The 13,809-nt window shown below is 27.1% G+C and carries 11 protein-coding genes and 1 pseudogene; all 12 read left to right on the plus strand.

The genetic code is table 4. From position 1 onward, the window contains the following. Nucleotides 1-1,776: 1,776 nt before the first annotated feature. Nucleotides 1,777-2,103 (plus strand): annotated as a pseudogene (locus tag NPX79_RS02005) (bifunctional oligoribonuclease/PAP phosphatase NrnA); the annotation flags it as partial. Next, on the plus strand, nucleotides 2,104-2,640 hold the full coding sequence (locus NPX79_RS02010) for a bifunctional oligoribonuclease/PAP phosphatase NrnA (RefSeq protein ID WP_381415451.1): 537 nt from the start codon (nucleotides 2,104-2,106) through the stop codon (nucleotides 2,638-2,640). It begins immediately after the preceding pseudogene. A 16-nt stretch (nucleotides 2,641-2,656) separates the two neighbouring features. Next, nucleotides 2,657-3,244: a thymidine kinase gene (locus tag NPX79_RS02015; protein ID WP_381415452.1), complete on the plus strand. Its 588-nt coding sequence runs from the start codon at nucleotides 2,657-2,659 to the stop codon at nucleotides 3,242-3,244. A gap of 11 nt (nucleotides 3,245-3,255) precedes the next feature. Beyond that, nucleotides 3,256-3,567 (plus strand): hypothetical protein, encoded by a 312-nt coding sequence (locus tag NPX79_RS02020; RefSeq protein WP_381415453.1) that lies wholly within the window; start codon nucleotides 3,256-3,258, stop codon nucleotides 3,565-3,567. A 1-nt stretch (nucleotide 3,568) separates the two neighbouring features. After that, the gene (gene prfA, locus NPX79_RS02025) at nucleotides 3,569-4,648 is read left to right on the plus strand and encodes a peptide chain release factor 1 (RefSeq protein ID WP_381415454.1); all 1,080 of its coding nucleotides are present in this window, start codon (nucleotides 3,569-3,571) and stop codon (nucleotides 4,646-4,648) included. A gap of 171 nt (nucleotides 4,649-4,819) precedes the next feature. After that, nucleotides 4,820-5,509 carry a peptide chain release factor N(5)-glutamine methyltransferase gene (prmC, locus tag NPX79_RS02030; protein ID WP_381415480.1) on the plus strand — a complete coding sequence of 230 codons (690 nt, stop codon included), beginning with the start codon at nucleotides 4,820-4,822 and terminating at the stop codon, nucleotides 5,507-5,509. A 998-nt stretch (nucleotides 5,510-6,507) separates the two neighbouring features. Continuing rightward, entirely contained in the window at nucleotides 6,508-6,996 is a 489-nt protein-coding gene (locus NPX79_RS02035) for a hypothetical protein (RefSeq protein WP_381415455.1), read from the plus strand. A 1-nt stretch (nucleotide 6,997) separates the two neighbouring features. Continuing rightward, complete coding sequence (locus NPX79_RS02040) at nucleotides 6,998-7,549, plus strand: L-threonylcarbamoyladenylate synthase (RefSeq protein WP_381415456.1); 552 nt, start codon at nucleotides 6,998-7,000, stop codon at nucleotides 7,547-7,549. A gap of 2 nt (nucleotides 7,550-7,551) precedes the next feature. Beyond that, nucleotides 7,552-7,950, plus strand: a complete 399-nt coding sequence (locus tag NPX79_RS02045; protein WP_381415457.1) for a hypothetical protein — start codon at nucleotides 7,552-7,554, stop codon at nucleotides 7,948-7,950. 58 nt (nucleotides 7,951-8,008) lie between these two features. Then, nucleotides 8,009-9,058, plus strand: coding sequence for a rod shape-determining protein (locus NPX79_RS02050; RefSeq protein ID WP_381415458.1), 1,050 nt, complete (start codon nucleotides 8,009-8,011; stop codon nucleotides 9,056-9,058). Between the two features lie 126 nt (nucleotides 9,059-9,184). Then, nucleotides 9,185-11,374 carry a lipoprotein gene (locus NPX79_RS02055; protein WP_381415459.1) on the plus strand — a complete coding sequence of 730 codons (2,190 nt, stop codon included), beginning with the start codon at nucleotides 9,185-9,187 and terminating at the stop codon, nucleotides 11,372-11,374. Nucleotides 11,375-11,481: 107 nt separating this feature from the next. Further along, nucleotides 11,482-13,704 (plus strand): lipoprotein, encoded by a 2,223-nt coding sequence (locus tag NPX79_RS02060; RefSeq protein WP_381415460.1) that lies wholly within the window; start codon nucleotides 11,482-11,484, stop codon nucleotides 13,702-13,704. The last annotated feature ends 105 nt before the right edge of the window (nucleotides 13,705-13,809 follow it).

A 13,809-nucleotide genomic window follows, 5' to 3' on the forward strand; every position in this document is an offset into this window, starting at 1 on the left:
TTTCACTATGAATTGGCTTCATTCCTTCACGTTTAAGAATTGTGTTTAATTGTTTGAAAAATGCGCGTTTTTTGTATGATTCATCTAAAAAATACATTCATGCTCGTTATGAGTTTTTATTGCGTGAAATGTCAGAAAACAATAAACATCGTTACGATGTTATTTCGTATTCACAAAAATTAATGAAAGAGTTTATCGAATCAACAATTCAAATAAATAAGGATTGAAGCGATGAATATTTAACACAAATAGCTGATTTTCATAAAGAACAATTACACGATATTTTTAAAGATCAAAACCCAATTTTATTTGAGACTGTTTTATCATTTATAAAAAATAAAGATGAAAGCTTAATCTTAGCGGCGCGTTTGACATTTCTACAAGCTTTATGAGACAAGATTGAGTATATAAAAAATATTGAGTATTCATGTAACTGTTTTAAAATAGTTAAGACAAAAAAGATTAAAGATAAAATTTTTAACTTTGAAGATATTAAAACATTATCGNNAAAAAAGTTTTCTAATTTATTAAATGCAGAAATTTTATATACAAGATACGCAATTTTAAAGAATAAACGCCAAGCATTACAATATAAATTAAGTTTAAAAAAAAGAATTTACAAACAACAAAAANNCAAAGAAATTAGTTATAAAAAATTTGTTAAATTTAACACTCCTGAGTTTAAACTTTGAGATGATTTAAGAAATGATCAATGATCAATTTTTACAGAAAAACAAGATCAATTAATAACAAAAATATTACCAGATGATGCTTTAACAATTAAAAGTAAAATTATTGAGCTTGCTCATAATTTGCATAACTTGTTGTTGGATAATATGGAAAACAATATAAAAAATGTTTTTGTGAATTTAGAAGCAAAAACATATAAAAAAAACATTAAAAATATTTGAACACAAGCATTAGACTATTCAAGCAACATAATGAAAAAACTTGAAATTAGAATGAACTTGTTGTCTTTAACAAAAAACTTAAGTGGTTTTGATCAAATAAAGATGAAAATTCTTTATGCTGTTCTAAAACATAAGCAATTGGTATTTTTCTATAATACATTTGATAATTTAACACAAAACGAAATATTAGAACTATCAATAATTATTGCCAATATTCAAAATGAATATAAAGACATTAACTTTGTAGTTACAACAAATAATTTTGAAAAGATTAGGTCAATTTCTAGTCAGTTTATTATTATTAACAAAGATGGAACAAATTTTGCTAATAGCTTAATGGAAAATGCTAATGCTCCAAACACTTTATCAAACTATAAATTAATAAATGGTAAGTCAGCTAATATATTTGTCACAAAAGTTAAAAAAATTCCCTTTATGTGAAATGACATTAATATTTCTTCGTTTAATACCGGTATTAAAATGGATCAAATAATTAAAGTAGCAATCAATCCACAAAATGTTTCTTTTCTTCATCAAGAAAATTACGTAAAGGCTTTAAACGGTAGAGTANNAAAAAAAGTTAAAAAACTTGGAAGTTTTAATTTGGTTTATTTTAAAGTTAACAATTTAGAAAACAAAATTATAAAAATTATTGTTTCAAATTATGTGGATGTTACAGAACAAACTACAATTTATTTGTTAAAAAATTCAGTTTATCTTTATGATGAACAAGACAAATTATTAGACGTTTTTTAGAGGTGATTTATGAAAAAAACAAATTTTAGAAAAAATTATACAATATAATAACATTTATATTTGTGGCCACAAAAACCCTGATGGGGATGCCATTGGTTCTAGTGTCGGGTTAGCCTTATGAATAAAAGATAATTTTAAAAATAAAAATGTTTTTACATTAAATGAGAGCGAAAATTACTTAGAAAAAATTGATGAAAATATTAGTAAAACTAACATTGAAAATGATGCTAAAATTGATTTTGAAAACTCATTATTAATCATTACAGATGTTGCAAACCAAGAACGCATTGCATACGATGATTGAAAAAACTTTAAGTTCATAATTAAAATTGATCACCATTTAGTTAATAAAGAAGCTGATTTATATGGAAATATAAATTGAATAGAAGATGATAAAATAGCTGCTTGTGAATTAATAGCAGATTTTGTTGTGGATATGCAAAAAGAAGGCTACAAACTTTCACAAGAAAGTGCTAGATTAATATTTTTAGGTATTGTGACTGATTCTAATAGATTTTTATTTAATAAAACAAATCATAAAACATTAAAATTAGCTGGTAAATTATTAGAAACAAATTTTGAATTAGCAAAGTTATATGACAGTTTATATTTACAACCCTTTAGTTTTTTAGTTTTTCGTACTAAATTACTAAAAAGAGTTAAAAAAGTTGGAGATTTAGCATATATTTATATTAACAAGCAATTTTTAAAAAAACATAATTTAGAACCAAACTTTGTTAAGGGTCATGTGAATATTATGTCAGGATTTAGCGATGTTAAAATATGGGCTATGTTTGTAGAAGATGAAAAGCACAATCATATTGCCGCAAGTTTTAGAAGTCGTGATTTCAACATAAATAAAGTGGCATTAAAATACCATGGTGGAGGCCACAAGTTGGCAAGTGGGTGTAAGGTTTTAAATAAAAAACAATTTAAAAATTGCCTTGAAGATTTACAAAATTTGATAGATTAAACGTAGGAGAAAGATAATGTTTTTTTTAAATAAAAATGCTAAATTTGGCTGAATGGAAATAATTGTAGGGTGTATGTTTGCGGGTAAAACAGAAGAGTTTATTCGTCGTTTAATAAGGTTGGAATATGCAAAGTTTAAAATTCAAGTATTTAAACCAAGTGTAGATAATCGTTATAAAGAAGATAGTGTTACTTCACATAATAATCGCTCTTTTGATGCTGTTGCTGTTGTGTCAGCTGAAGATTTATATAATAGTGTTGATAAAGATACAAAAGTTGTGGGAATTGATGAAGTACAATTTTTTGATGCAAATATTGTTAAAATCGCTAACAAATTAGCTGATGAAAACAAATTAGTAATTATGAATGGATTAGATAAAGATTTTAGGGGTGAAAGTTTTGACAATGTAGCACAATTAATGGCATTATCTGAAAATGTTAAAAAGCTACATGCCATATGTGTTATTTGTGGAAATTTAGCTAATAGAACACAAAGAATAATTAATGGTAAGCCTGCTAATTATAATGATAAAATAATATTAATAGGTGAAAAAGATGCTTATGAAGCTAGGTGTCGTCATTGTCATCAAATTTCAAATAAGTAGAGGGACAAAATATGTACGATAAAAAAAACATGAAAAATGAAGCAATTTTTTATAAAAAAAGAGCGCCACACAACCCTAAAAAAATTAATGGGCATTATGTAGAAAACTTACCAATAAATTCTAAACTTTTAATTTTAGAAGATGAAAGTTATCAAGAAAATGACTTTGTAGTTGTGGGGATTAATGTGTTTACAATCGCACAAGTTATTATTAAAAAACATCCATTAAGAAAAACTTTTGAAGCAAAAGAGTTTACCTTACGTTGAGTTGGTGTTGTAAATCAAATGAAAAAAGTGCAAGAAATTATTGCAAAGGTAGAATAAAATGAATAAAAAAACTATTGAAAGATTAGAAGCCATTTTAAAAAGACTTAAAGAAATTGATAAATTGGTCATCGAAGCTTCACAAAGTAATGAAATTAAAAAAGTCACAGAACTTTTAAAAGAAAAATCACAAATTGAAGACTTAGCTTTAGAGTATGGTGAATATAAAAAAATTTACGATAGCTTTCAAGATAATAAAAAATTGTTAGGAGAAGAAACTAACAAAGAAATGATTGACTTGTTAAAAGAGGAAATTAAATCAGCTGAGCACAGTTTACCTTTAGCTGAAGAAAAACTAAAAGTTATGTTGCTACCAAAAGATCCCGATGATGATAAAAATGTAATTATTGAAATTAGAGGAGCTGCTGGTGGTGATGAAGCAAACATTTTTGCAGGTGATTTATATCGTATGTATTTACGATATGCAGAAAAACAAGGGTGAAAAGTTAGTTTAATTGATTCCAATTCATCAGAATCTGGAGGATTCACAACAATTTCTTTTCTAATTAAGGGTACTTTGCTTTTTTCAAAATTAAAATTTGAATCAGGAGCTCATAGAGTGCAAAGGGTACCAAAAACTGAAAGTAAAGGAAGAGTTCACACATCTACAGCTACTGTTGCTGTTTTACCAGAAATTAAAGAAGTTGATTTTGAAGTTAAAACAGCCGATTTAAAAATTGATACTTACAGAGCATCTGGAGCTGGTGGTCAGCACGTTAATACTACAGATTCTGCTGTAAGGATAACTCACGTTCCTTCAGGAATTGTTGTTACATCACAAGATGGAAGAAGTCAGCATGATAACAAAGCATTAGCGATGCAACATTTAAGAAGTAAATTATATGAAGAACAACAACGTAAAATAAATGAAGAATTTGCGTCTATTAGAAAAACTGCTGTTGGTTCTGGAGATCGTAGTGAAAAAATCAGAACTTATAACTACCCTCAAAATAGAGTAACAGATCATAGAATTGGGTTAACTTTAAATAAATTAGACATTGTTATGCAAGGTAATTTAGATGAAATTATTTCTGCTTTAATAAATGATGAGCAAAGAAAGTTAATGGAAGGAACAGAGTAGTTTTGACATATCAAGACTGTTTATTTTGAGCTGATAATAATATACAAAAACACAATAATTTAAATATTAGCAAAAACGATATTTTTGAACTTATTTGTTTTCATGCAAAAATATCTAAACCAATTTTATTGGCAGATATAAATAGTTCTATAAATTTTAATTTTAAAAGCTTTAAAAAAAAGCTTTTATAAATTACTCAAAAATATTCCCCTACATTATGTAGTTGGAAAAAAAGAAATTGAAGACTTAACTTTATATTTAAATAAAAGCACATTAATTCCGAGGGATGAAACAATTGAATTAATTTATAAAACATTTTCTAAGATTAATAATAAAAAAAGTGTTAGAATTTTAGAAATTGGAACAGGGTCTGGTGTTATTTCTTTGCAATTAGGAATTTTATTAAAACATGCAAATATTAGTTATGAAATTGTGGCAACAGATATTTCTAATAAAGCTTTAAAAATAGCTAAAAAAAATCAAAAAGTAAACAATGTGGAAAATATATTTTTTGTTAAAAGTAATATTTTTGATAAAATAGATAATAAATTTGACGTGATTATTTCAAATCCGCCATATATTGATAAAAATGATCCACATATAAGCAAAATTGTAAAAAAATACGAACCAAAAAAAGCTTTATTTGCAAAAAATCAAGGACTTTATTTTTATCAAGAAATTTTTAAAAATGCTTTTAAGTATTTAAATAAAAATTACCTGATTTGTTTTGAGCATGGTTTTAAACAAAAAGAAGATTTATTAAAAACAATTAAAAATCAAAAATTTTTTGCTTTAAGCAATATAATTTTTGAAAAAGATCTATCAAACAAAGATAGGTTTTTGTTTGTTAACAATTTATAGTAAAATTACATTAAAGGTTTAATTTATGACAAAAATGGAAAAATTAAAAAATACAAATAGAGTTTATTTTTTTTAACGCGACAATGATAATTATTATTTTAATTATTTTAAGTCCGTCTATTTTGTTTGTTTTTGTGAAAAATGCAAGCACCACTTTAGAAAATTATATTGATTTTATTAATTATATTCCAAAAGAAGATTTAAAAGTTTTTTCTTCACTAAATATTCCAAATCATTTTGAAATTTTTGGAACCGGATATATAGGTTTAGGAATTACAATATTTGGTGTTATTTGAGTAATTTTTTGAAATTATATGAATAAATATAAGATTAACAATTTTATTGCAAGTAAAACAACTATTATCGGAGTAACGGCAATACTATTTTCTTTGTCGGTTGTATTTTCGGCAATTAGTATATTTAATTATGATATTGTTATTTCATGAGCTGATTCTTTAAGAGGACAAAAGGGTAATTGAAAAGAAAACTTATTGGATTTGATTCCGGAGGGAATGAATAATAGAGAAGACATTATTTATAAATTATCAAATATTGTTACAGGACAAGGTACAAATAATCCAAATCCAATGAAATGAATTGGGGTTGGGGAAATAGGGTTTTTTGCTACATTACAAATTGGATTCATAATTTTTGTTATAACTAGAACAAACTTAAAAATTCAAAGANNTATTTTGACGCTATTAATGAAAATTCAGATTTTATATTGAATACAAAAAGAAAAGTAAAAAAGACAAAGAGTTTATACAAAATCTGAAAAGTTTATAGCTTTTTTTGAAAAGTCACATAACTTTCAGATTTCAAAACTTGCCCTTCTAATTGGTGGGTTTGTTGTTTTACCTCAAATTTTTTACCTTATTGTTATTACTTATTTTAATTATGCAGATGGTGGTACCTTTTTTGATAATTTAATTTTAAGGATTAATTTAGTTAAACAAAATTTATTTAATAGTGATTCTGGAATTTATGATCCACTAAATATGCTTTATTATAATAAATTAGCAAGTATAAGGTTTATAGACTATTTTACAATCACAATTTTGCCATTCATTGGGCTAGCCTTTATTTTTGCACAGCTTTTAGTTTTTAGTAGAATTGTAATAAATAAAGAACAAATTTCTGTAAAAAACTTTAAAAGACTATATATAATAGCGGTAGTTGTATTGGCTTTATCTTTATCCCTGTTTTTCATTTCACAATTTAATTTATATCGTATAAATAATATTTGAAATAGGCAGACAGAGTTCTTTAGAAACAATATTATAAAAAAACTATTTGGCCAAAGTGCTATTGCACCCCTTTGGATTTCTGAAATAAAAGCGATAGCTGTATTAATTATTTCGTTTTTATCAATTGGAACATTTGGAGCAATGGGGTTATCAAAAATTCTTAAAGAAGAGTTTAAAGAAATAAATCAAAAATATACTTACCAAATAAATCAAAAAGTTATTGGGTGATTGGAGGACTAACATGGAAAAATATAGAAAAAAAGATTCTCGCAAAATTGCTAAATTGATTAAAATGGGAAATGTTTTTGTTTTACCAACAGATACAATTTATGGACTTGTTTGTTATGTTGATGATGTTTACGGTTATAACAAAATTTTTAGGATTAAGAAAAGGCCAGTTTCGCAACATCTTTCAGTTCTTGTTAAAAGTAAACGCCAAGCTTTAAAGTTTTTTGATAAAAACCAAGATAACTTTGAAAAAATAAAAAGCTATCTTTCTCATGAAACACCAGTAACAATTGTTGGTAAAATAAGTAGTAAAATTTCTAATAAATATCTTCTTCTACCAAAAAACAATGTTGGGGTAAGGGTGGCGCGTAATCGATTTATTAAAAAAATAATTCGTAAAACTGGACCATTATTTGCAACTAGCTTAAATGTAAGTAAACAACCATATGAAAAGACATTGCACAACATTAATAAATTTGATGTAAATGGTTATGTTGATGTTGGAGGATTAATTGGTCCTCCATCAAGAATATACATTGCTAAATTAGATGAGTTTGTGAGATAGATATGAAAAAACATAAAAAAATAATTTTTTTATTAACGATTTTTATTCTATTTTTATTAGGGAGTGTGCTTTTAACATTATCATTTTTTGTAGGAAAAAGTCATAAAAGTGGAATGTTAGTATCAGGAATGATAATTTTATTAATTGTTTCTTTGGTGGTTTCATTTTGATTTATTGGCTCTTCTTTATCGAGCGGTAGTTCTATTAAAGTAAAGGATAAAGATATAGAAAAAGATGATAACAAAGATATTAAAAAAGATGTTGAATCAAAACAATCTCTAGATAAAGAAGTTGTTGTAGATGATAAAATAAAACAACTAGAACAAGAAATTGAAAAATTAAAAAAAGAAAAAATAAAAATAATGAATAATTTTCTTGTTTTTCTCTTATTTAAATTTTAAAATTTTATAGTATAATAAATGAAGTAAAACCTTAATAATCGAAAGGACTATTATTAATATGAAAAACAACAAAGAATACACATATTTAGCTGTTGATTTAGGAACAAGTAATATAATTGTTTATGTTTCAGGACATGGAATTGTTTATAATGAGCCATCAATAATGGCTTATAATACTTTAACAAATGAATCTATAGCTTTAGGGGCTGAAGCTTACGACTTAGTAGGAAAAACTCACAGCGAAATAAGATTAGTTAAACCAATATCTGAAGGGGTTATTACAGATATGGATGCTGCTAATGATTTATTAAAACAAATATTTGGAAGATTAAAAATGATTGATGTTTGAAAGAACTCAGTAGTTTTAATTGCTTGTCCAAGCGGAATTACAGAATTAGAAAGAGATGCATTAAAGCAAATTGCTAAATCACTAGGAGCAAGCTTTGTATTTACAGAAGATAGTGTACTTTTAAGTGCAATTGGAGCTGGAGTAAACGTAACATTACCACAAGGTAACTTAGTTATTGATATTGGAGCTGGTACAACTGAAATGGCTATTGTTTCATCAAACTTAGTTATTGCTTCAAGAAGTGAAAAAGTTGCTGGAGATCATTTTAACGAAGAAATCGCTAAATATGTTCGTGCAGAATATAATGTTTTATTAGGTGAAAAAACAACTGAAACTGTTAAAAAAGAAATCGGAACATTAATTAAACTAACAAACGATCGTGAACTAAAAGTTTATGGACGTGACGTTGTAACTGGATTACCACGTGAAGTTATTTTAAGAGCTAACGAAATTAAAAATGTTTTATTAACACCATTCTCAAAAATTACTGATGCAGTAGTTGAGTTATTAGAACAAACACCACCAGAATTATCAGGTGATATTATAAGAAATGGAATCACATTATCAGGTGGGGGTTCATTGATTAAAGGTGTTGTAAAATATTTTGAATCAATTTTCCAATTAAAAGTAACAGCAGCACAAGATCCAACTTTATGTGTAATTGAAGGGGCAAGATCATATGAATCAAACCTTTCAAAATTTGTTGAAAGAGCACAACTTTTAGAAAAAAGAATGACACCATTCACAAAACTAAGATAAGAATTAATAATAAAGAGCAACTTAGTTGCTTTTTTTATTTTTATAATTTATTTGTTATAATAGTAAAAAGTTACAATTTTATTGACTTTATAATTACAAGAAAGTAAAGTAAAGGAAATAAAATATATGAAAAAATTATTGAATATATTAAGTTCAACAATTATTATTGCCAGTACAGCAGCAACTGTTATTGCTTGTAGTACAGAAATGGCAACTAACACTTATAAAGATTCAGAATTAGGATCAATTAAAGATAAGTCATTATTAAGGTATATTGAAGCATCATCATCTGTTGCTAAAAACTTCATTGGAGCAAGACATGAAAACGCCAACTATTCAGCGGCTACATTTTCAGGTATTTTTGGGCGTTATTCTGCTCCATTATTAGCACCAAATGGAGAAAAAATAGATTTGGATCGAGAAATGACAAGCCTACGCCAATTAAATCCAAATATTCGTAATAGAGATCCATTAAATGATGCCACAAGAGTTTCAGAATCATATTTTGAATTTACAAATAAATTTAAAGGTGAAGGTTATGATCCAAATAACACAGCTTGAGCATTATATGATACAGGGCCCGTTGCAAACACAGCAATAGCTCCCGGTAATAGCATAGCTAGAGATTGAGTCATTCATAAAGAGGATGATACAAGGTTTTCACAACGCCATGATGGAGCAAGTTATCTATCAAGTCACTTCTTACAAAAATATAATGCTGATGATTCTCCGATTTATAACAAAGATAGAGAACAATATAATTTAAATTTTAAAAAAGAATTTGAAGATAAAAGCAAAAGTTTAACTTTTGGTAAAAATATGGGAGAAGCCGAAAGAGGTTCCTATAATCTTTTAGGAACTGGTGTTTTAGATAATTTTAAAGTAGGGTTAGATGCTTTTGGTCGTGGAACAGAAGAGTTTACACTTGCAGCCCTTTCGGCTGTTTTACCAATTCTAAATGTTGGAAAAACTACTGAAAGATACGCTAGAGATTTTTACTTAATATTTTCTTTACTTTTAAATTTATCAAAAACTGATTGATTTGATGGTAAAAAATTGATTAATGATGAAGGTGTTTTAGCTAATTCTTCAATTAATTTTGATGAGACAACAGAGGATTTAGAAAGAGAATTATATGATGTGATAGAAAATTTAAATGGTAAATTGACAGATCACTTTGATGCTGATGCTAAGCTACTACCAGAAGATCAAAAAGGATTTCCATTAGATGGAACTGTTCCAGAAGTAAAAGAAGCTTTTAGAGAAATTAGAAAAATGGAATTAATTTTTACAAAATTAATTGATAATTCTCCAAATTTTTCAATTAAAAAGTTTAATCAAGTAATGTCAGCTCCATTATCAGGTCTTTTGGAAATTATTGTTCCAATAGTTGGTGATAGTGTTTCATTGCAAATTCAATCATTATTAGCAACACTAAAAGAAGTTTTTAGTGTCGGAATGTTCCCAGCTTATGAGCTTGCTAATTTTATTGGAGATATTGCTAAATTATTCACTATAAATACTTCAGATTCAACATTTGTTGTTGAAGATAATAATGAAATGTATGAAAAAATTAATAGTGTTTATAATTTTGCGGATGGCAAAACTGAAGAAGAATTAGAAAAACAAGGTTATACAACTGATATAACAGAAATAAATAAATCATGAACTTCACCCCAAGGAAAATACTATAAAACAATCATGCAAGCTTATGGTCTACAATCAGAAGAACAAGAACAATATGATGAAGATAGTATTTTTAAATGAATTTGAAATATGCAATATCCAGGAGAAGACGGTAATAATTCTGGAGGCTATGATTTAATTCAAGCCTTATTTAATGATGCTAATAATCCATTTACAAGAGTTGCTACAGAGGCTAATGAAAGCATAACAAATAACTGAATCGATAAAGTTTTTCTAGATAAAAACTGAGACATCTCAGCTGATGGTATAGGGGTAAATGGACAGAAACTTGGATGAGTTGATAAAGATAAAAAAGCTCTTGTTTATCAATTAGATTACTATGGCCCAAAGGATGGAACTGTTGATTTGGAAATGCATAAAACTAAACTTGATTACTTAAAAGATGGTGAAGAATATCCAACAGATATTCCAGAACAAATAAAAAATCTTACAATTGATGAACAATTAAAATATGACGGGTTAGGTAACAGTTATTTAAGTAATAGTAATGAAATTAAATATAGTTATATAGTTCGTTTTGAAGAAGTTGAGTATGCTGATTCAGCAATTTTACCAGCATGAAAATTCACAGACTTTAAATGATTCTATAACAACAATAGATATTACTAAATATTTTATAATTTATGCAAAAAAAAATATTTTTTGCTATAATATTTTCTATACCAAAAATAAAAGTTACATAAGTATTTATTAATGACCAAGGAAAAGGAAATTATATGAAAAAGTTATTAAATATTTTAAGTGCAACAATTGTTGTAGCTAGTTCGGCTGCAACAGTTATTGCTTGTAGTACTGAAATGACATCTAATACTTATAAAGATACAGAATTAAACAATATTAAAGATAAATCACTTATTAAATATATAGAAGCATCATCAATGGTGGCTAAAAACTTTATTGCGGGGAGACATGAAAATGCTAACTATTCTGCTAATTCTTTTTCAAGAATTTTTGGTGGATATTCATCACCACTAGTTGCTCCCGATGGGCAAAAAATTGACCTAAGTGATGCTATTAGTAATTTAAATGATTTAAACCCTGTTTTACAAAGTCGTGATCCAATAAATGACATGACAAGAGTTGCTAAAACATATTTTGAGTTTTCAAAAGATTTTGAAGGTGAAGGATATGACAGAAATAATACGATTTGATCATTGTATGACATGGGTCCTTTGATAAACAGTTATTTATCAGAGGGTAATAGCTCTACTGCTAAAAAGTTACTAACACGTAAACCAACAGATAATCCTGAAGGTCAATTTGCTGAAGCTCAAAATGGTGCTAGCTATATGGCGGGCCACTTAATTCAAGGTATTAATGAAGTTGGAGATGAAAATATTCCAATATATAATAGTAAAAACAACAATTATAATTTATTGTTTGATAAAGAACTTCCTACTGGTGGGAACATGGTTACTTTCGGTAAAAACATGGGAGAAGCAGAACATGGAATGCACGACCTTATTGGGTCTGGTATTTTAGATGCTTTCAAAGTATCAATGGAAATGTTCGGTAAGGGAACAGAAGAATCAGCACTAGCTAGTTTTTCTTCCGCATTACCATTAATTAATATCGGAAGAGATTCAGAAAAATATGCTAAAGATTTTTACATGGTTTTTGGACTTCTTTTAAAAGAAGTAGCTTACAGGTTTTCTAGGATCAAGTATTCCNNTTGGTTTAATGAAGACGGTTTAATTAATCCTGAAAGCCCAATTTGAAAATCTTCAATTAATTTTGATGAGACAACAGAGAATCAAGAAAAAAGAATTATTTGATATTATTTCAGTTATTTCTGGTGATTTGTTAGACACACTTTATGACTGAAGGAGCAACGTTTCCCATTAGACGGTTCATCAAGTGAAGTAAAACAAGCTTTTAGATTAATAAAAGAAATGTCACTTATTTTCGGAGAATTAACAAGTAATTCACCCAATTTTTCAGCAACAACTTTTAATAATACAATGTCACAAGGATTAGGTCTTTTAGTTGAACTTTTAGGAGGTNNATTAGCTGGTAATGCACTTATCNNTTTACAAGTTGAAACATTAATTGGAATTTTAGGTTCTGTTTTTTCTGCGGGTAAATTTCCAGCACATGAATTTGCAAGATTTATGGGAGATATAAGTACTTTATTTACCAATGTTGAAGAAACAGAAACTGGTGAAGTTATAATTACAGATAAAGATGAAATGTATGACAAAATTGACAGTGTTTACAATTACAAAAAAGGTAAAACAGAGCAACAATTAAAAGATGAAGGTTATACAGAAGATGTAACTAAATTAAATAAATCATGAACTGATAAGGGTGGTACTTATTATCGTCATATTATGGAAACTTATGGACAAATTACAGAAGATGCTGAAAAATATGAAAATGGAAGCATTTTAGAGTGATTGCAAAATCTACAACAACCGGGTTATGGAAGCAATTCTGGTGGATATGATTTATTCCAAGCTATGTTCCATGATGATAGCAACCCATTTTCTAAAGTATATAGTGACGCGAACAAGGTTGTTACTGAAAAATGAGTAGATAAAATATTTTTAGATCAAAATTGAAATATTACAGCTGATGGTAGCGGTGCTAATGGTGAAAGTTTAGGGTGAAATGCTGACAAAACAGCTATAACATACCAATTAGACTACTATGGTCCAAAAGACGCTAGTGTTGATTTATCAACTCACGAAGATAAAATTTCATATTTAGATGAAAGTGAAGAGTACATGCAAGATGTGCCAGAACAATTACAAGAAAGGTCTTTAGAAGACCAAATTAAATATGATGGTTTAGGAAATGAATACTTAGAAAATAGCGACCAAATTAAATATAGCTATGTTATTAAATACGAAAATGTAAATAGCAATAATGTTGAATTACAACAACATTGAAAATTTACTGATTTTGAATGATTTTACAATGGAAAAAGATACTACTAAAAGTAGTATTTTTTTTCTAAATTTACTCTTTTTTGTACTATTTTTTTTAGTTTTTATATCAAAACACCACCTTATCAAGAATTATTTACAAAAAAAATAAATAAT

The sequence above is a fragment of the Spiroplasma endosymbiont of Anurida maritima genome (genome assembly GCF_042465095.1).
Classification (GTDB): domain Bacteria; phylum Bacillota_I; class Bacilli_A; order Mycoplasmatales; family Mycoplasmataceae.